At 58.4% G+C, this 18,397-nt stretch carries 15 protein-coding genes and 1 pseudogene; 11 read left to right on the forward strand and 5 right to left on the reverse strand.

The features are described 5' to 3' along the window. The first annotated feature begins 113 nt into the window (after positions 1–113). The 6 genes and pseudogenes from IEU99_RS05750 (at position 114) to IEU99_RS05775 (ending at position 5,442) form a co-directional block, all read left to right on the forward strand. A complete protein-coding gene (locus IEU99_RS05750) occupies positions 114–665 on the forward strand; it encodes an LppP/LprE family lipoprotein (RefSeq protein WP_128890361.1) in 552 nt (183 codons plus the stop codon). Between the two features lie 1,496 nt (positions 666–2,161). Beyond that, positions 2,162–2,494, forward strand: coding sequence for a hypothetical protein (locus IEU99_RS05755; RefSeq protein ID WP_128890355.1), 333 nt, complete (start codon positions 2,162–2,164; stop codon positions 2,492–2,494). 38 nt (positions 2,495–2,532) lie between these two features. Then, positions 2,533–2,763: pseudogene (locus IEU99_RS05760) on the forward strand (exodeoxyribonuclease III); the annotation flags it as partial. A 51-nt stretch (positions 2,764–2,814) separates the two neighbouring features. Beyond that, complete coding sequence (locus IEU99_RS05765; protein ID WP_128890354.1) at positions 2,815–2,994, forward strand: hypothetical protein; 180 nt, start codon at positions 2,815–2,817, stop codon at positions 2,992–2,994. Between the two features lie 131 nt (positions 2,995–3,125). Then, complete coding sequence (trpS, locus tag IEU99_RS05770; RefSeq protein ID WP_128890353.1) at positions 3,126–4,130, forward strand: tryptophan--tRNA ligase; 1,005 nt, start codon at positions 3,126–3,128, stop codon at positions 4,128–4,130. A gap of 244 nt (positions 4,131–4,374) precedes the next feature. Further along, the gene (locus tag IEU99_RS05775; RefSeq protein WP_128890352.1) at positions 4,375–5,442 is read left to right on the forward strand and encodes a YhjD/YihY/BrkB family envelope integrity protein; all 1,068 of its coding nucleotides are present in this window, start codon (positions 4,375–4,377) and stop codon (positions 5,440–5,442) included. Between the two features lie 7 nt (positions 5,443–5,449). Here IEU99_RS05775 and IEU99_RS05780 read toward each other — a convergent pair whose 3' ends face one another. The 4 genes from IEU99_RS05780 to IEU99_RS05795 form a co-directional block, all read right to left on the reverse strand. Next, a complete protein-coding gene (locus IEU99_RS05780; RefSeq protein WP_128890351.1) occupies positions 5,450–6,634 on the reverse strand; it encodes a D-alanyl-D-alanine carboxypeptidase family protein in 1,185 nt (394 codons plus the stop codon). Between the two features lie 102 nt (positions 6,635–6,736). Beyond that, a complete protein-coding gene (locus tag IEU99_RS05785; RefSeq protein ID WP_128890350.1) occupies positions 6,737–7,948 on the reverse strand; it encodes a SatS C-terminal domain-containing protein in 1,212 nt (403 codons plus the stop codon). Between the two features lie 20 nt (positions 7,949–7,968). Continuing rightward, entirely contained in the window at positions 7,969–8,814 is an 846-nt protein-coding gene (locus IEU99_RS05790) for a C40 family peptidase (protein WP_128890349.1), read from the reverse strand. Then, a complete protein-coding gene (locus IEU99_RS05795) occupies positions 8,811–9,098 on the reverse strand; it encodes a hypothetical protein (RefSeq protein ID WP_128890348.1) in 288 nt (95 codons plus the stop codon). The genes IEU99_RS05790 and IEU99_RS05795 overlap by 4 nt, the downstream gene beginning before the upstream one ends. A 56-nt stretch (positions 9,099–9,154) precedes the next feature. Between IEU99_RS05795 and upp the strand changes: the two genes are divergently transcribed. Both upp and IEU99_RS05805 read left to right on the forward strand, forming a co-directional pair. Then, positions 9,155–9,790, forward strand: a complete 636-nt coding sequence (upp, locus tag IEU99_RS05800; RefSeq protein WP_128890347.1) for a uracil phosphoribosyltransferase — start codon at positions 9,155–9,157, stop codon at positions 9,788–9,790. Between the two features lie 79 nt (positions 9,791–9,869). Beyond that, positions 9,870–10,313 (forward strand): helix-turn-helix domain-containing protein, encoded by a 444-nt coding sequence (locus IEU99_RS05805; RefSeq protein WP_128890870.1) that lies wholly within the window; start codon positions 9,870–9,872, stop codon positions 10,311–10,313. A gap of 7 nt (positions 10,314–10,320) precedes the next feature. On the opposite strand, the gene IEU99_RS05810 is transcribed toward IEU99_RS05805, so the two are convergent. Beyond that, positions 10,321–11,850: a phospho-sugar mutase gene (locus IEU99_RS05810; RefSeq protein WP_128890346.1), complete on the reverse strand. Its 1,530-nt coding sequence runs from the start codon at positions 11,848–11,850 to the stop codon at positions 10,321–10,323. Between the two features lie 183 nt (positions 11,851–12,033). Here IEU99_RS05810 and IEU99_RS05815 point away from each other — a divergent pair, with 183 nt between their 5' ends. From IEU99_RS05815 to IEU99_RS05825, 3 genes are all read left to right on the forward strand, one after another. Continuing rightward, the gene (locus IEU99_RS05815) at positions 12,034–13,233 is read left to right on the forward strand and encodes an amidohydrolase (RefSeq protein WP_128890345.1); all 1,200 of its coding nucleotides are present in this window, start codon (positions 12,034–12,036) and stop codon (positions 13,231–13,233) included. Between the two features lie 52 nt (positions 13,234–13,285). Continuing rightward, complete coding sequence (locus tag IEU99_RS05820) at positions 13,286–14,695, forward strand: NAD(P)H-quinone dehydrogenase (protein ID WP_164931181.1); 1,410 nt, start codon at positions 13,286–13,288, stop codon at positions 14,693–14,695. A 273-nt stretch (positions 14,696–14,968) separates the two neighbouring features. Then, positions 14,969–18,376, forward strand: coding sequence for a pyruvate carboxylase (locus IEU99_RS05825; protein WP_229718399.1), 3,408 nt, complete (start codon positions 14,969–14,971; stop codon positions 18,374–18,376). The last annotated feature ends 21 nt before the right edge of the window (positions 18,377–18,397 follow it).

An 18,397-nucleotide genomic window follows, 5' to 3' on the forward strand; every position in this document is an offset into this window, starting at 1 on the left:
GCGAACTACCTGCTGGCACGAGCTTGCACAAAGCCATTGGACTACGTATTGAGCTGCAATCTGTTGAGAGCACCGAGGAAAGTTTGCTTACACCGTGAAGTACAATTTTTCTCATGCGGAGTCTCAAACACGCCCACACAGTTTTCGCACTAGCAGCCTCATCGCTGTTGGGTTTTAGCCTCACTGCATGCATTACTCCCTCGAGCCTTGCACCAAACAATGAGTCAAATTCGCAAGTCGCATCGGATGGAGCTGATGAGTGTAGCTCCGAAGAGCTGATGTCTTCGCTTGAGCAGCACTCAGGCGATCTTCCTAGACTCTCAAGTACGCCCTGGGCAATAGAGCAAGCAGTTGTAGACAGTGAAAAGCCATGCGCCGAGCTTTCCTACGCACTGATCCCTGCTGCTGAAGGGAGAACGGTTTCGACGCCCATGCAGGTAGCACTATTCCATAATGGTGAATTCATTGGACCTGCGAGTGAAGAAATCTTTAGTTTTGCACCAGAAGTAAATCGCTTGAGCGATTCGGCTCTAGCGATCACCTACCGCTTCCGAAAAGAGGGGGAATCTGCCGCAGAATCGAGTGGCCGGACCACCGTTGCCTTTGAATGGGATCCTGATTCCGAAGAAGTCCTCGTTACTGGCCATTTTCCACCAAGTTCATAACTGCGGTATCCCGCTCTTTTGTGCTTCCATTTCGGGTAGAGCTGTAGCCGTTAATGCCACGGCCCCGAGATCAGACGGCCTCCTAGTGTGGCGGAGTGCTCCGCCCCTCCTAAACATCTGATTCGGTTAGGTCCTACCTTGAACACGCCGGTGGAAAAGTCGGCGTTAAAGACCTCATCGGACGGTGGTTGCTATAAACACCCGCGCAGACTCCTTAAATGCCTGTTGGATGCCACGTGTGCCGCTGGCGTCCATCGAAGCTCACCACTGGTTTTTTGTAGGCGTTGATCATCACCGACCGCGACGGCGGCGTGGCAGACGAACTCCCCGGACCTTGTAAGTACCGTCCTTGACGGTGTAGAACCGTCACACCAATTACACACCCCGCAGACCAACGCGCCATCCGACTCTGCGCCCGCATCGATTCAGGACTCGCCACGATCCTCGACGGTGACCCAGCGTTTAGCGGCAGGATCACCAAGCGCCTCGATCTCCACCGGAGAATGCTTCAAAAAACAAGCCGAATGCTGACGCAAAAGCGCCCAAAAACACTGGGGAGAACATGCTGCAAAAACAACGCTTAGGAAGCCGACAAAGGTTCCTAAAAATGCTGAAGGAACATCAACGAAATGGCTGGCCGCTAAGGGAACTTCACCAGAAAAACTGCGGCTACACAAAGTTCAATAATCCGCTGGACTTCAGAACCTCGGCGGGTTTACTTAGCTAAGGCAGAAGAGAAACGGAAGCGCGTTGTAGCACTCCGCTCAACTGGACTAAGCACGAGAGGCACTGCGGCAGAAACCGGATACTCGATTGGCGCGGTTCACAAATGCGTTAAAGAGACTAGATAGTACGGTTACGAAAACAGAAGCGACTCGAAAACTACTTCTTTCGAAAAAATCCATAGGAAGCACAGCCAACAATAAGCAAAAGATTGATGGAGTCTTTGACGTTCTCGCTAAAAACCCCGTTTCTATACATAGCCCAGTTCGCAAAGAACACAACCAGTGCTAAAAGAAACACTAACCAGGCATTTTTCATCATTGCTCCTTAACGCTTATTCGCTACTTCGGAGTGCAATAAACACTTGAGTTTCGAGCATGCCTAAATTGAACTCCAGGGTCTTTTCGGCGCAACGTCGCATTGCGCCTCGGTCGCACCAACCTCACGCTTAAACAAGTCCAAGACCAGGCATTACCACGAGCGTTTTAGATTGTTGAGGATGCAACAACTGAGAAACCCAAACGCTTCAAATTTTTCATAGCCATTGCTGCCTCTTTTGAAAAGTTATCCATTCGGAGACCAGTGCGAGCATGATTCTTCCGGATTGCAGGAAGTCAGATTTTTATGACATGGAACGCAGCAGGCTAGAAAGGCGAGGCAATACGAGGGTTGAACTGGCGGGGTTAGAAATAGGGCACTTCACGCTAAAAGCAAAACTGGTGGATGTACCATCGACATAAAAACCGGCAGTGATACAAAACTTTTCAAGGTGCATGTTGCTCAAGCAAGACGTCTTGCAAGCAGTTATCAACGAAATCGAAGAAACTGGTGACTGGGCTTCGCTTGCTGCGGCGCTCGGCCAATACGGCATTAACCCCTTAGTCGCAACAAACAGGGAAATCCTCGACTTCACCGACCAAGTATCCGAGTGTGAAGAAATAACAGCTTGCATTTACAAAGAAGGTGAACAGCCCGTATTCAGGCAAGATAAGAAGTTCATCAAACCTTTTATCGCTTCTGCTCTAAGGAAAAACGATCTGGAAAAATCCGAGGCACTCTTCTCACTCCTTTTCGATGTCAGTGCAGATCACGAGCAAAGCTTCTGAGCGCCGAAATAGATTCTCCGAAGGCGCATCCAACCCCACCTGCCTATCACTACGTGGCGCGTCGACTAGCTCCAGAGCACACCAACTTCACGTGGTGGACGTAAAGGGGTAAGGCTTTCGATACCGACGCGGGATGGCGCATTGATTACCAGGCGGCCACCAAAACCATGCTTGAGCGGGCAAAACGCTGCTGGGTGGACAAAGCTGCGGCCTATGATCTGCGTTGGTCGGACCATTCTCCCCTCAACGTCGTCTACGACATGGAATAATAGAAGATTGCTAAAGCCTCGGATTTTGTCCCAGATTTCAAGGAGAACCCTATGCGTGCCCAAGGTCTTGTACTTCTCATTCTCGGCGTCATCTTGATTGCGCTGTCCTTCTTGCTCCTCGGAGCACCCGACATCCAGGCGATCATTGGCGCACTGCTCTTGGGAGTTGGCGGCGCAGCGGTAGTGGCAGCCCTTTGCCTGTTCACCATCAAGAAGCCAAGGATGCAATAGCATCGCTACTCTAGCCCTCTGCTGTGGCAGGGGGCTTTTGGCGTTTCTGGGGCGCGTGATCCGCAGTGCCACCGGCGCCCACTCCCACCCGTGACCTGCACAGCCGAGGTGTGCAGCTAAGATGACTGCTTATGAGTATGCAACGCGTCTTATCCGGTATCCAGCCCACCGCCGACTCCTATCACCTGGGCAATTTCCTGGGTGCCCTCAAGCAGTGGATCAATCTCCAAGACTCCTACGACGCGTTCTACTTCATCCCCGATCTTCACGCCATCACGGTGGATCAAGATCCGCAGGAACTTCGCCAGCGCACCATCGCCGGTGCCGCCCAACTACTCGCACTTGGCATCGACCCCGAGCGTTCCACGTTGTTCGTGCAATCCCACGTACCTGAGCACGCAGAGCTCGGCTGGGTGCTTACCTGCTTGACTGGTTTTGGCGAAGCAAACCGCATGACGCAGTTTAAAGATAAATCGGCTAAGCGCGGTGCCGATCGCACCTCCGCAGGCCTATTCACCTATCCGATGCTCATGGCCGCCGATATTCTGCTGTACCAGCCCCATCTGGTGCCGGTGGGTGAAGATCAGCGTCAGCACCTCGAGCTCACCCGCAACCTTGCCGAGCGTTTTAATAACCGCTTTGGTGAGACATTCGTGGTGCCCGAAGGCTTCATCCCCGAAGGTGCTGCAAAGATCTACGATCTGCAGGATCCCACCTCCAAGATGAGTAAGTCCGGTGAGAACCCCAAGGGCTTAATCAACTTGCTGGATGAGCCGAAGGTGTCTGCCAAGCGCATCCGTTCTGCAGTGACCGACGCCGATAACGAGATCCGCTACGACAAGGAAAACAAGCCTGGCGTATCGAACCTTCTGGTGATCCAATCCGCCCTGACTGGCCGCAGCGTAGATGACATCGTCGCAGGTTATGAGGGTGCAGGTTATGGCGCGCTCAAGGTGGATACCGCCGATGCCCTTGAGGCCTTCGTGTCTCCGCTGCGCGAAAAGTTCGATATGTACATGAGTGACCAAGCAGAACTTGAGCGCGTCTTGGCCCACGGCGCCGAAAAAGCCCGCGAGGTGGCAGCCCCAACACTGGCCAAGGCGTATGAGCGCGTGGGCTTTTTGCCCCGCCGCTAAGTCACACCACAAAGCTAAGTCGCACCACGCAGCCCCGCCACACAGCTAGGCGGCACCGCGCAGCCCAGCCACACAGCTAGGCGGTACCGCGCAGCCCAGCCCGGCCGCTAAGTCTCACCACCAAGCCCCGCCGCCTCACGCAGCTATTTTTGCAAAGGCAGCGGGGCTACCGCTTGGAAATGCTGTGCTGCCCTGGGCTAGAATTCTGCCGATTCCCTAACTATCCCTCGACCGAGAAGAAGCGATGGCTACATCTACCAAGCAAAACGAGCAGCGCACCGACGAGTTCGGTATTGAGCGCGCCCACGCAGACGACCCAGGGTTCATTGATAAGTACCGCGAGAAGTGGGAATGGTTCGACCACATCATGCGCATGCAGCAGCGCTACAGCAAAAACGGCGGTAACCAGTACGCCGCAGGTATTACCTACTTTTCTGTGCTGTCCATGTTCCCGATTCTCATGCTGAGCTTCGCTATCGCAGCGATGGTGTTGGTGCGCCAACCGGAGCTGCTCGAACGCCTCCAGGATCGCATCGTCGAGGCCCTCAGCGGCACCTTGGGCGATACGGTCAATGAGATTCTCGATACCGCCATTGAGCAACGAAGCGTCATCTTCGGCGTCGGTGGTTTAACCGCCCTGTGGTCCGGGCTTTCCTGGATGAATCACCTTCGTTATGGTGCTTCGAAGATGTGGCACTACCCGGTTGCCGGCGGCAACTTCATCATGCACAAGCTGCGCGACCTGCTCGGTCTGCTCGGCCTGATGGTGTCGCTGTTCATCGCCTTCGGTGTCACCGCCGTGGGCTCCTCCGGTCTGACCCAAACGGTGCTCGAATGGCTGCATCTCGACGACGTGCCAGGCATCAACTACCTCACCTTCGGCGTCACCTTATTAGTCGGTTTGATCGCTAACTACCTGGTGTTCTTGTGGATGCTCAAGTACCTCCCCCGTGGCGAGGTGCCCATGAAGGTGGCTGCAAAGACCGCAGTCATCGGTGCCGTGGCCTTCGAGATTTTCAAGCAGATCGGTTCGCTGTTCTTCTCCAAGGCTTTGGACAACCCCGCCGGCGCCACCTTCGGCCCGATCATCGGTGTGATGGTGTTGCTCTACTTTGTCTGGCGCATCTACCTGTATTGCTGCGCATGGGCAGCCACCACTCCGGAGGCTTTGGCCATTGCCAAGCTCGACGCTCCCGGACCTGCCGTGATTCACGTTCGCGAGGTAGTCAAGCCCGACACCAGCGTGCTTGCCGTTGGCAGCGCTGCGGTGTCCGGCATCCGCGATGCCGTCAAGGGCGCGTTCAGGCGCTAAAGCAGTATTAGGCGTCTTCTTTTCTTCCAAGGCGCCAGGTGATTGCCCCGAGGATAAAGAGCAACACCACCCCAGCCCCGGCAAAGACCGGGGCTTTTCCATAGCTTTTCGACGTCGGTTCCGCCGCTTCCTGCGTCGTTTCTTCGCCCTCGTCCTGGTCTTGCTGTTCTTCTTGGTCTTCAGATTCCAGGCTTCCCACATCGCCGGTGGCAAGATACCCGGCATCAATGAGTGCTTGGGCTTGTTCCCAGGCCCGTCCCGCATCGATGGTGGAATCGAGCAACACGGCAGCAATGCGTGTGCCGTCTTCGTCTTTGGCGCCTACGAAGGTGTGGTGCGCATCGTCGGTGTAGCCAGTTTTGCCACCGAGGGCGTCTTCGTCGTTAAGCAAAAGCCCATTATCGTTCCAAACCTCAAAGGTGGTGCCTGCCCCGGCGGGGAATTCCACATAATCGGTGCTGATCATCTTGGCAAAGGTCTTGTTCTGCCAGGCGTTGTAATAGGCAACCGAAAGGTCCCTGGCAGAAGTAGACATTCCTGCCTTATCCAAACCGCTGTAATCGGCGATATAGGTATCCTTCATGCCCCACTCTTGGGCAAGATCATTGACCTTCTTCAGCGTCGCCTTATCCCCGCCGAGTTCCTGGGCAAGGGCATGGGCGGCATCATTGCCAGAAGAAAGCAATAGCCCATAGATAAGCTGCTCATTGGTGTAGCTCTCGCCAGGGATCAGGCCCACGGCGGAGCCTTCCATCGAGGTATCGTCGCTGGTGGCGGTGTAGGTATCTTTAAGCTTCAATTCATCCAAGGCCACCATCGCCAGCATCACCTTGATCAAACTGGCCGGACGATAACGCCCATGCGGATCCTTGGTGGCGATCACTTCACCATTATCGAGGTTAAACACCATCCAGGCGCTGGCATTGGTCTCAGGCACCTCAAAGCCCTTGGCCTTCACCACATCGCAGGAACCAAACTCATTGTCCACGGTGGGAAGGGGAGTAGGAGAAGAAGAACCCGGCGCCACCTGCTCTGAGGTGGTTTCTGCCTTCGGTGGCCGCAGGCGGTTGGGGCAATCCTTGGTGTCGGGGGCGGTGCTGCGCACGGTGGGCTCGGTTTGCGCCACCGCCGTAAGGGGTGTGGCGGTGGTGGCTGAAAGAGCAAGAATGAGGGCTGCGCAGCTTCGCTTCATAAGCAACTATGGTGCCCATAATGAACACCCCGGGGGCGGAGCCACGCGGGGTGTTCGAGGGAAGTTCCTGCCCAAGCCTTTCAAGGCTTGGGCGCAAGCAGGCTATTTGCTCATGCGCTTGCTCAACATGGCCTCAAGTTCGCGCCATGATTGTGCGTGCTCATCAAAAGGCGGGGTGGGGGTGTAGCCGGACACGCGGTTTTTGCCCAGCATGTAGGAAAGGTAATCCTGGATCCTGGGGTTGGCCAGGAAGTAGGAGTTCAAGGAATCATCCTGTGCCCAGTCGGCCGCGTCGGCCATGAGCTCATAGGCTCGTGCCATCTGCTCGGTATCCACGGCCTCGATGCCGGTGTTGATATCGCGGGCGATGCCATTGAAGGAATACACATTGTCTGGGTGTACTTCTACTTCCAACTCACCGGCGTTAATGCGCACCATCAGATCCTCCCAGGTGCTGACCTTGGCTAGGTCGTGCTCATCGTGTTCGGCCAACCAGCGCAGCATGGCCTTGGAGGAGGGGAAGGTGTTGATTTCCCCGAAACGGCCCAAGAAGACGGGCTGGCCTGCCACATAGGTGCGAAGGCTATAGACCTGGCGGCCTTCGATGGCCACCTTGATCGGATCGATGCCGGCGGCAGCCCAGGCGGTGAGGTCATAGGGATCGGCCTGCTCCTTGGCTTCTTGTTCAGCGGCCTTGGCTTGGGCTTCTTCTTCCTTCTTGGCGCTTAAGGCCGCGTCGATGCGGGCTTGAGCATCGCCTGCATCCACGCTGCGCAGGGTCACGGCGGCGTCGATGGCGTCGATAATGCCATCCCAACGATCAAGCACGGCTCGGCCAATATTGGTCCAGAGCACCGGATCTGCCTGGAGGTGCTCGGCGCCACGTTCGACGTTTTGCAGCACCATGTAGTTGCCAAAGAACTCGCGCACCTGCTCTAAGTCGAGGACGGTGCCAAGGCTTCGCACGATGTGGAAGCAGCGCGCTACTTCGGAAACATTGCGGTGCGAGGGGCGGTCGGCCAGGGCTGCGGGCATGCCCACCAGGTCGTAGCAGTGGCGGGGCGTGGGGGTGACCTTGTTTACTGCCTGTTGGCGAAACGCCTCCCATTGAGGGTGGTGGCTGAAGTCGTGGTGGGGTTCTTCTTCGATAAACGCCAGGAGTTCACCGGTAGAGCCGAACACCAGCAGTTCATCGCCTTGGCCTAAAAAGGCCTGCCATTCATTGCCGTGCTCGCGCCAGGAGGGCGCCCAGAGCGTATAGACGTCGCCCTCGGTGAGCGAGAGTTGCACAGGAACAATGCCGTTAGTAGCCATGGCAAAAGATACTAGCGTTATCAACCTTGAGGCCGGTAGTAGCCCTTAAAGGGCATGCCCATATTGGTGGTTCTCAGTGGTGAGATTTGCACCGGGCTGCCCGCTTCGATGATCTGTCCATTGCCTGCATACATCGCCACATGCCCATCCCAGACCAGCAGATCGCCTTCAATCAACTCCGCCTGCGATACCTGCCTGCCCACATTCTGATGCTCAGCTAAACGCGGCAGTTCCACCCCAGCCTCACGCCAGGCATAGGACGTCAGCCCCGAGCAATCAAAGCCACCGGGTTGGGTGCCACCCCACACATACGGGGTGCCAAGCTGGGACTTTGCCGCCGCAAGTGCCGCTTTGCCGCGCGCACGTTCCTCGGCCGTGGCCTGCCCATCGGACTGGATTGGGCCTCCAAGACCGTAGCTTTCAACGTGTTCTTGGCCGGCGATGCCTTCTAAGGTGGCGGTATCTGAGGATAATCGCGCCTGGGCCTCTTCTAAGCGCCGATACGCCGCCTCCACATAAATGCCCGGCAGGCTTGCCATATTGCTCGCCGCACTCAAAGCCAGTGCTGGGTTCGCGCTGAGCATTTTTGGGATATACACGCTGGCCTCGGCAAGAAATTGCTGGCCTAGGTGGGCAATATCAGTGGCAATGGCCTCAAATTCCGGTGCGGCGCGCTGCACAATCGCCTCCACGGTGGCGATATCACTTGCCAGTAGTGCGGCTTGCCCAGGAAGTTTCGCTTGCTTTTCGACGATCCCCGCCAACTCCTGGGTACTGCCAAAGCCCACAGGCACCGGCAAGGTGGTGTGCAGTGGTGAAGGGATAAGCGCTCGCAGCATAGTGATGCCGGCTTCTAAAGGGATCATTGTGGCATCGCCTTATCGAGTTGGTGGCCAAGGGCGTGATCGTGGTCGATGATCTGCCCGAGTACCTGGCGCTGTTCTGTTGCGATGCGTGTTGCTTCTGCTGCCTGGGCGTGAAGGCGCTCGTACAGGCTTTGGTTGGCTCGATTGAGCGCGGCGATAAATGAGCCGGTGCCAGGCGACGATTCCCCTGCCACAGGCGGTGGGCAGTGTTGGGCTTGGGCCTTGTGCGCCTCAGCGAGCAGGTGCCGGATGTGGGTCGTGGTCTGTGTTTGAGAAAGCTCCATACCAATGTTTGACGTAAAAAAGGGCTCTGCGGTTCCACACCGCTACGATGAGATGCATGGACATCACTATCGTCGATCATCCGCTCGCTGCTTCGCGTCTGAGTATTATGCGCGATGAACGCACCGACAACGCCGCCTTCCGCGCAGCGCTCGCCGATCTCGGGGCCATGCTGATTTATGAGGCTTCGCGTGATCTGGCTATCGAGCAATTTCCTCTCCAAACCCCAGTGGCTGAAACCACCGGCACCCGCCTGGAGGATCCGCCAATCATCGTGCCCGTGATTCGTGCCGGCTTGGGCATGATTGACCCGGCGCTTTCGATGATTCCGGACGCGCAGGTTGGGTTTATTGGCCTTGCTCGCGATGAAAAGACCCACGAGCCGGTGCCCTACCTTGAGGCACTGCCCGAGGATCTCACCGGCCGCACCGTCTTTTGTGTCGACCCCATGTTGGCCACCGGTGGATCGCTGCTGCACGCCATCCGCCTGCTTGCTGAACGCGGCGCTACCGACATCACCGCGGTGTGCATGGTTTCTGCCCAGCCGGGTGTGGATGCTCTTGCGGCTTCTGGCCTGCCGGTTCGTTTGCTTACCGCCACCATTGACCCCGAGCTCAACGAGGACGCCTATATCGTTCCTGGCCTTGGCGATGCCGGCGATCGCCTCTACGGCCCGCGCAATATCGACCTCTAAGGCCAACTGGCCATCACCTTCCTGCGATGCCCAATACATTTGGCGGTGCTTGTCTAATGTATTGGGCAAACTCGCGCGCATGGCAGGTGAACGGCAGGCGTGGTCGAGCTACGGATACGTCTTTGGACGTCGGCTCCAGCGCCTGCGCACCATGCGAGGTTTAAGCCAAGATCGCCTAGCTGAGCTGGCCGATATCAGCCGCAATCAGATCTCAAATCTTGAACGCAACAATAACAACGGCAACTCCACCTCAGACCCCACCATGTCTACGGTCTACACCCTTGCCCGAGCACTGCACGTGCCACCGGCTGCGCTTCTACCCAACGTGGGCGAATACGTCACCGATATCTGCCCCGATACCGCAGATCTAGCCGTTGAGGTGGTCTGGCCGAATGATCCAACCGATACCCTCGCCTTTGATGTAGACCACGTCTTTTTCGCCCTACCAGGCGATTCGCCATCCTTCGCGCTGCCGCAGGGCAAAGGCGAAGCCACACACCCCGCCCCCGAGGCTGAGCAATAGCCCCGGGCTACATGTGGTGCAATTGGCGCTCCACATCGGCAATGGCTCGGGCTAGCAGCGCTTCGCTGCCACCGCCTTGGAATTCCACATAGGCCTTCACCTTCGGCTCCGTGCCTGAAGCACGCACCATCACCCGCAACTGGCCCTCATCGCTGCTGCCCACCAGGCCGTGATCTTTATGCTCCATGGCAATACCAGCGATGCTCGTTGGCGGGTTCTCCTTCCACAGTGCCACCAGGGCTGCTGGATCCGTGGTGCGCACTGCTACCTGCTCGCCAATAAAGAAGCCATATTGGCGGTGCAAGGACCGCAGCTCGTCAATGAGCGTTAAACCCTGCCCTTTGAGTTCTGCGGCCCAGGAACATACCGCGAGGGCAGTGGCGATGCCGTCTTTATCGTCGACAAGCCAAGGTGCCGGAGCAATGCCAACGGCCTCCTCATAGGCATAATCCAAGGTGGTTTCACCCGCGGCGGCGCAGATATTTTTGAACCCCGTGGGCGTTTCCAAATACCGCCAACCACGATCGGCGGCAATGGTGGGCAACAGGCGCGAAGACACCACCGTGGACGCCACTACCGGGGTGTGCTCGCAGCCCTGGAGCAAACGGGTGGCAAGCAGCGGGCCAGTCTCGTCACCGCGTAGCATGCGCAACTCGCCGCGATCGCGCACCCCCACAGCGCAACGATCCGCATCCGGGTCCAAAGCGATCAGCACATCGGCTTGGACTTCCTCGCCGCGCTCAAGCAATTGCCGCACCGCAGCGGGTTCCTCGGGATTAGGGAAATCCACGCTGGGGAAGGTCGGGTCGGGATAGTGCTGGCTCATCACCGGAAAGACCTGGGCAAAACCGGCTGCCTGCAAAGCAGACGCAAGGGTGCGCCCACCCACACCATGCATCGCGGTCATGGCAATGCGGATATTGGCCCGATCGCTATTGGCGCGCAGAAGATCAGCTTGTCCGGGGTGAACCACATCGACAACATCGTCGATATAGCGGCGCACCATGTCATTGCAGGGGCGAACAGTCACTCTCGGCACCGATTCAGGTTCGATCGTGTTGATCATCTCCTCGATGGCATCGGCGCCATCGCGAAGCTGGCGGCCAGAGGAGGTGTACAACTTATAGCCATTTTCGGCAGAGGGATTGTGCGAGGCAGTAATCTGCACACCGCCATCGAGTCCCCATTTGCGCACCAGCCACGGCACCAACTGGGTAGGGGTAGCGGTGGGGAAGAGCAGCACCTCGAAGCCGAAACCGGCAAAGACTTCAGCGGCGGTGGTGGCAAAGGCGTGGGAGCCATAGCGGCCGTCGTAGCCCACCACCACCCGAAGGGCTGGGTCTTCTTCCCGAAAGGCCATGCCGATGCCTTGTTCTTCAGGAAAATTCTGGGCGTGGGGGTGGGGGTGCGATGCTGCCTGCTGCGCCAACCACGCAGCCACCGCGGCGCTAATGCGAGTTACCTGACGAACATTCATTTGGTGCTCGGCAGGCCCGATCGGGGCTCGCATCCCGGCGGTACCGAAGCTCAAACTCATGGGCTGATCCAATCAAATGTTTGCTCAGAATAGGGTGTTACCCTCAAGAGTAGTAGACGCAGCTTTGGGCCCTCGTAGGCTGAACAAAGTTGCATATAGTGCAGCAATCACGCATGCACACCGCGTGTACTACTGAAGCAATGGTGTACGTGGCGCAGAAAGAACATAGGGAGGCAATAGGTGATGCTCGAAGGCCGGGGTGAAATCGAGGCATATGTCCTGGATTGGCTGAAAAAGCACCAATACACCGTGCTGGACTGGCGCAGGCACCTGCACCAGCACCCCGAACTCTCACACATGGAATACGCCACCACCGAGTTCATTGCCATGCAATTGCGCGCCCGCGGGATGAATCCGCAGCGCTTCCCCAACACCGGGCTCATGGTGGATATTGGCCCCGATACCCCCGAGCGCATCGCCTTTCGCGCCGATATCGACGCACTGCCGATTACCGAACACGAACACGAAGGTGCCTCGAAAAACGTTGGCGTGATGCATGCCTGCGGCCACGATATTCACACCGCCATTGCGCTCGGCTTTGCCTGCGCCCTGCAAAACGCCCCGCTGCGAAGCGGGGTGCGCATCATCTTCCAGCCGGCTGAAGAAGTCATGGATGGTGGCGCACCGGAGGTGATCTCCTACGGGGCCTTAGAAGGCGTGAGCTCCATTTTTGCCCTTCACGCGGAACCGAAGCTCAAGGTGGGCAAGATCGGTGTGCGCACCGGCGCGATCACCTCCGCCGGCGACATTATCGAGATCAAAGTCAAAGGCCCAGGAGGTCACAGCTCGCGCCCGCACCTGACCGCCGATGTGGTGTATGGCCTGTCCAAGCTCGTGGTGGAGTTGCCCGGTTTGCTCTCGCGCCGCGTAGATCCCCGCACCGGCACGGTCTTGGTATTTGGCACCATCAATGCAGGCTATGCCGCTAATGCCATCCCGGAAGAAGGCAGCGTGATGGGCACCATCCGCACCGGGGACATCGTGGTGTGGCGCTCGATCCAGGCGCTGCTTCGCGAGCTCGTAGCCCAGGTGCTTGCCCCCACAGGCTGCGAATTTGAGATTCGCTACACCGTGGGCGTGCCGCCGGTGATGAATGATGATGTGGCAACCGCAGTGCTTGCCGACGCCGCACGCACCCTTGGCCCACAGGCCGTGGTGCAGGCACCGCAATCTTCTGGTGGCGAGGACTTCTCGTGGTATCTCGAACATGTTCCAGGCTCGATGGCTCGATTGGGTTGCTGGGACGGCAAAGGCGAACCGCAGGATTTGCACCGCGCCGGGCTCATGCCAGACGAGCGCTGCATTCCGATCGGTATCCAATTGTTTGCGGGGATCGTCGACAGGCTTTTGGATGCCGAAGCAATGCAGCACCTTCGCACTTAGGCGTTACACTTGAAGCACATACGCCCTTTTCTAACCCCAAACCCACGGAGGAATGTTGAGTACACGCATCGTCATCATTGGCGGCGGCCCGGCAGGATATGAAGCAGCATTAGCTGGCGCGAAATACGGCGCCGAGATCACCTTGATTGAAGACCGCGGACTTGGCGGCGCAGCGGTGATCAATGACTGCGTGCCCTCCAAATCCTTCATCGCCGGTGCGAACATTAAAACCGACCTCCGTCGCGCCGACGACATGGGGCTGAACAAAGGCATTGGCGAAGCCCACCTCATGCTGGATGCGCTCAATGAACGTGTCCAGGCATTGGCCGAGGAACAAAGCGAAGACATCCTCGAAAACATGAAAAAGGCCGGCGTGCGAGTGCTCAACGGCCGCGGCAGCTTCGATGATTACAACGTCAAGCAGACCCTGCACTACATCAAAGCCGAGCTCGAAGACGGCTCAGTTGAAACCATCGAATGCGACCTCGTGCTCGTTGCCACCGGTGCCACCCCGCGCATCCTGCCCGATGCTCAACCCGATGGCGAAAGGATCCTGACCTGGAGGCAGATCTATAACCTCAAGGAGCTGCCAGAACACCTCATCGTCGTGGGCTCCGGCGTAACCGGTGCCGAATTCGTCTCCGCCTTTGCCGAGCTGGGCGTGAAGGTGACCATGGTGGCTTCGCGCGATCGCATCTTGCCTCACGACGACGCCGATGCCGCCGATGTGCTGGAGACAGTGCTGGCAGAACGTGGTGTCACCCTTGAGAAGTTCGCCCGTGTGGACTCCGTCAGCAACACCGGCGATGGGGTAGTGGTGCGCACCTCCGACGGCCGCGAAATCAGCGGCTCCCACGCCTTGATGACGGTCGGTTCCGTGCCCAACACCCAAAACCTCGGCCTAGAAAAGATCGGTATCGCCACCACCCCCTCCGGCCACATCAAGGTCGACCGCGTATCGCGCACCTCCGTGCCGGGCATTTATGCCGGTGGTGACTGCACCGACTTGTTCCCCCTTGCCTCCGTGGCAGCCATGCAAGGCCGCGTGGCCATGTATCACGCGCTGGGCGAAGGCGTATCGCCCATCCGCCTGAAAACGGTGGCAACCGCAGTGTTTACCCGCCCCGAGATCGCAGCCGTGGGTGTAACCCAGGCGCAGATCGAATCCGGTGAGGTGGCAGCACGCTCCATCGTCTTGCCGCTCAAGACCAATCCGCGCGCCAAGATGCGTTCGCTGCGCCACGGCTTTGTCAAGATCTTCTGCCGCAAGAACTCCGGCATCGTCATCGGTGGCGTGATCGTCGCACCCACCGCCTCCGAGCTGATCCTGCCCATCGCCGTGGCGGTAAGCAACCAGCTCACCGTCAATGACCTGGCGCGCACCTTCTCCGTGTACCCCTCGCTTTCGGGCTCCATTACCGAGGCCGCACGCCAGCTCGTGGCGCACGACGACCTGGAGTGATCCACCCCGGCTCATACGCCTTTCTAGGAGGGGACAAAGTCTTGGCACGATTGCTGCCGGCTTTGTCCCCTTTTTTTGGTTGTGTTGGGCTGTGTTGGCCTGTGTTGTTTTGGGTCTGTTTGCAGTGGGATAAAGCCGGCTGGTGCTGCCAAACGTGCAGCTTAGAGCGATAAACATTGGCACATCGGACTTCACGAGTACACTAGGCGTGTTCCTAAGCGCTATCACATTCATAGTGCCCATGTAATGGAGACCACAAAAGGACAGGTGCCCGTGAGTCGGTTGAGTAAACCCAATACTTTTTCCAAAATTCTTGTCGCAAACCGCGGCGAAATCGCCGTCCGAGCATTTCGCGCCGCCTTTGAAACAGGTGCAGCAACCGTAGCGGTGTACCCCAACGAGGATCGCAACTCCTTCCACCGCTCATTCGCATCCGAGGCCGTCCTCATCGGCGAGGGTGGCTCCGCAGTCAAGGCCTACCTGGATATCGACGAAATTATCCGCGCAGCCAAGGCCACCGGCGCCGATGCGATCTACCCCGGCTACGGCTTCCTCTCCGAGAACGCGCAATTTGCCCGCGAATGTGCCGAGCATGGGCTCACCTTCATCGGCCCACCCCCAGAGGTACTGGAACTCACCGGCGACAAAGCCGCAGCGGTGGCAGCCGCAAGAGAAGCAGGCCTGCCCACGCTGAAAGAAACCAAGGCCACCAAAGACCCCAAAGAGCTCTTCGAGCTGGCAAAAGACCACACCTTCCCGGTGTTCGTCAAAGCCGTCGCCGGTGGCGGTGGCCGCGGCATGCGCTTTGTGGAATCCCCCGAAAAGCTCCAAAAGCTCGCCGCCGAAGCATCGCGAGAAGCAGAAGCAGCATTTGGCGACGGCCGCGTCTACGTCGAGCGGGCGGTGATCAACCCTCAGCACATCGAAGTGCAGATCCTTGGCGATGCCCACGGCAATATCATCCACCTCTACGAGCGCGACTGCTCGCTGCAGCGCCGCCACCAGAAGGTGGTGGAGATTGCTCCAGCGCAACACCTTGACCCCGAATTGCGCGAGCGCATCTGCGCCGATGCCGTGAAGTTCTGCCAACACATTGGCTACCAGGGTGCCGGCACCGTGGAGTTCTTGGTGGACGAGCAAGGCGAGTACGTCTTTATCGAGATGAACCCCCGCATCCAGGTGGAGCACACCGTGACCGAGGAAGTCACCCAGGTGGATCTGGTGAAATCCCAGCTCCAGATCGCCGCCGGTGCCTCCTTAGAAGAACTCGGCTTGCGCCAGGAAGATATTCACACCGAAGGCGCCGCCCTGCAGTGCCGCATCACCACCGAGGATCCCTCCAATGGGTTCCGCCCGGATACCGGCACCATTAATGCGTATCGTTCGCCAGGCGGAGCCGGTGTGCGCCTCGATGGTGCCGCCATGCTAGGTGGTGAGATCACCCCGAACTTCGACTCCATGCTGGTGAAGATGACCTGCCGCGGTGCCGATTTCGCCACCGCTGTTGCGCGCGCACAGCGCGCCCTTGCAGAATTCGTTGTCTCTGGCGTGGCCACCAATATCGGCTTCCTGCGTGCACTGCTGCGAGAAGAAGACTTCCAGCACAAGCGCATCGACACCGGCTTCATCGCCGATCACCCCTGGTTGCTGCAGGCACCACCTGCCGATGATGAACAAGGCCGCATCCTGCACTACCTCGCCGATACCACGGTGAATAAGCCGCATGGCCAGCGCCCGATCGTTGCCAACCCGGTGGAGAAGCTTCCCGCAGAACAAAAGGGTGCGCTGCCCAGGGGTTCGCGTGACCGCCTCTTGCAGCTTGGCCCCGCGGAATTTGCCCGTACCTTAAGAAGCCAAGATGCCCTGGGCGTTACCGATACCACCTTCCGCGATGCCCACCAATCGCTTCTTGCTACCCGTGTGCGCTCCAATACCTTGGTCGATGTGGCCAAGCACGTCGCCCGACTCACCCCCGAGCTGCTCTCGGTAGAGGCATGGGGTGGCGCCACCTACGACGTGGCCATGCGCTTCTTGCACGAGGATCCCTGGGATCGCCTGGATCAACTTCGCGCAGCCATGCCGAATATCAATATCCAAATGCTGCTGCGCGGCCGCAATACCGTTGGCTACACCCCCTACCCGGATTCGGTGTGCCGTGCCTTCGTCAAAGAAGCTGCGCGATCTGGTGTGGATATCTTCCGCATCTTCGACGCCCTCAACGACGTATCCCAGATGCGTCCGGCCATCGATGCCGTGCTGGAGACCAACACCACCGTTGCCGAAGTGGCCATGGCCTACTCGGGAGATCTCACCGACCCCAATGAGAAGCTCTACACCCTGGACTACTACCTCAAGCTGGCCGAAGAGATCGTCGATACCGGCGCGCATGTCCTAGCCATCAAAGACATGGCAGGTTTGATGAAGCCCGCGGCGGCATCCAAGCTCGTAAGCGAGCTTCGACGCAATTTCGATCTTCCCGTCCACGTGCACACCCACGACACCGCCGGTGGCCAGCTTGCCACCTACTGGGCTGCAGCCCACGCCGGTGCTGATGCCGTCGATGGCGCAGCAGCCCCGCTTTCGGGCACCACCTCGCAGCCATCGCTTTCTGCGATTGTGGCGGCGTTTGCCAATACCTACCGCGACACCGGCCTGTCCTTGGAAAACGTCGATGCGCTCGAACCCTACTGGGAGGCCGTGCGCAAACTCTATGCCCCCTTCGAATCCGGCACCCCTGGCCCTACCGGGCGTGTGTATCACCACGAAATTCCGGGTGGCCAGCTTTCCAACCTGCGTGCCCAAGCAACCGCACTGGGCCTGGCGGATCGCTTCGAGCTGATCGAAGACACCTACGCTGCAGTCAACGAGATGCTGGGCAGGCCCACTAAGGTCACGCCATCGTCGAAGGTGGTCGGCGACCTTGCCCTGTACCTGGTGGGTGCCGGAGTGGATCCCAAGGACTTCGCCGCGGATCCCCAAAAGTACGACATCCCCGATTCCGTGATTGCATTCCTGCGCGGTGAGCTCGGTACTCCTCCCAGTGGTTGGCCCGAGGAATTGCGCGAAAAGGCCTTGGCGGGAAGGAAAGAAACCCCCGACACCCTTGCGGCGTTGCCGGAGGAAGCCGAAGCAGCCCTTGAAGATGCCGAACAGGTCCGTGGCACCTTGAACCGTCTGCTCTTTCCCAAGCCAGCACAGGAATACCAAGAGCATAAGCACCGCTTTGGTGATACCACCACGCTTGGCGATGCCGAATTCCTCTATGGCCTACGTGAAGGCAAGGAGACGGTTATCCGCACCGCTGATTCCAGCGTGCCCATGATTGTCAGGCTCGACGCCGTGGGCGAGCCGGATGAAAAGGGCATGCGCAATGTGGTGTGCAATGTCAATGGTCAGATCCGCCCCATTTACGTTCGCGACCGCAGCGTGGAGTCCGTCACCGCATCGGCGGAGAAGGCAGATCCCTCGCAGGCCGGGCACGTGGCTGCACCCTTCGCTGGTGTGGTGAGCGTGAACGTCACCGAAGGAGAAGAGGTCAAAGCTGGCGATCCGGTTGCCGTGATTGAGGCAATGAAGATGGAAGCAACGATCTCTGCCACCAAGGACGGCACGATCGAGCGCGTGGTACTGAGCCAACCAACCAAGGTCGAAGGCGGCGATCTGCTGCTGGTGATCGAATAAGTGCCCGGTAGCTACCGAGCA

This window comes from Corynebacterium pelargi (assembly GCF_014635485.1).
In the GTDB taxonomy this organism is placed as follows: domain Bacteria; phylum Actinomycetota; class Actinomycetes; order Mycobacteriales; family Mycobacteriaceae; genus Corynebacterium; species Corynebacterium pelargi.

What these genes read in the sequence shown, in the direction of transcription:
- IEU99_RS05750 (WP_128890361.1), top strand. Translation starts at nt 114, where the DNA reads ATGCGGAGTCTCAAACACGCCCACACAGTTTTCGCACTAGCAGCCTCA.
- IEU99_RS05755 (WP_128890355.1), top strand. Translation starts at nt 2,162, where the DNA reads ATGTTGCTCAAGCAAGACGTCTTGCAAGCAGTTATCAACGAAATCGAA.
- IEU99_RS05765 (WP_128890354.1), top strand. Translation starts at nt 2,815, where the DNA reads ATGCGTGCCCAAGGTCTTGTACTTCTCATTCTCGGCGTCATCTTGATT.
- trpS (WP_128890353.1), top strand. Translation starts at nt 3,126, where the DNA reads ATGAGTATGCAACGCGTCTTATCCGGTATCCAGCCCACCGCCGACTCC.
- IEU99_RS05775 (WP_128890352.1), top strand. Translation starts at nt 4,375, where the DNA reads ATGGCTACATCTACCAAGCAAAACGAGCAGCGCACCGACGAGTTCGGT.
- IEU99_RS05780 (WP_128890351.1), bottom strand. Translation starts at nt 6,634, where the DNA reads ATGAAGCGAAGCTGCGCAGCCCTCATTCTTGCTCTTTCAGCCACCACC.
- IEU99_RS05785 (WP_128890350.1), bottom strand. Translation starts at nt 7,948, where the DNA reads ATGGCTACTAACGGCATTGTTCCTGTGCAACTCTCGCTCACCGAGGGC.
- IEU99_RS05790 (WP_128890349.1), bottom strand. Translation starts at nt 8,814, where the DNA reads ATGATCCCTTTAGAAGCCGGCATCACTATGCTGCGAGCGCTTATCCCT.
- IEU99_RS05795 (WP_128890348.1), bottom strand. Translation starts at nt 9,098, where the DNA reads ATGGAGCTTTCTCAAACACAGACCACGACCCACATCCGGCACCTGCTC.
- upp (WP_128890347.1), top strand. Translation starts at nt 9,155, where the DNA reads ATGGACATCACTATCGTCGATCATCCGCTCGCTGCTTCGCGTCTGAGT.
- IEU99_RS05805 (WP_128890870.1), top strand. Translation starts at nt 9,870, where the DNA reads ATGGCAGGTGAACGGCAGGCGTGGTCGAGCTACGGATACGTCTTTGGA.
- IEU99_RS05810 (WP_128890346.1), bottom strand. Translation starts at nt 11,850, where the DNA reads ATGAGTTTGAGCTTCGGTACCGCCGGGATGCGAGCCCCGATCGGGCCT.
- IEU99_RS05815 (WP_128890345.1), top strand. Translation starts at nt 12,034, where the DNA reads ATGCTCGAAGGCCGGGGTGAAATCGAGGCATATGTCCTGGATTGGCTG.
- IEU99_RS05820 (WP_164931181.1), top strand. Translation starts at nt 13,286, where the DNA reads ATGTTGAGTACACGCATCGTCATCATTGGCGGCGGCCCGGCAGGATAT.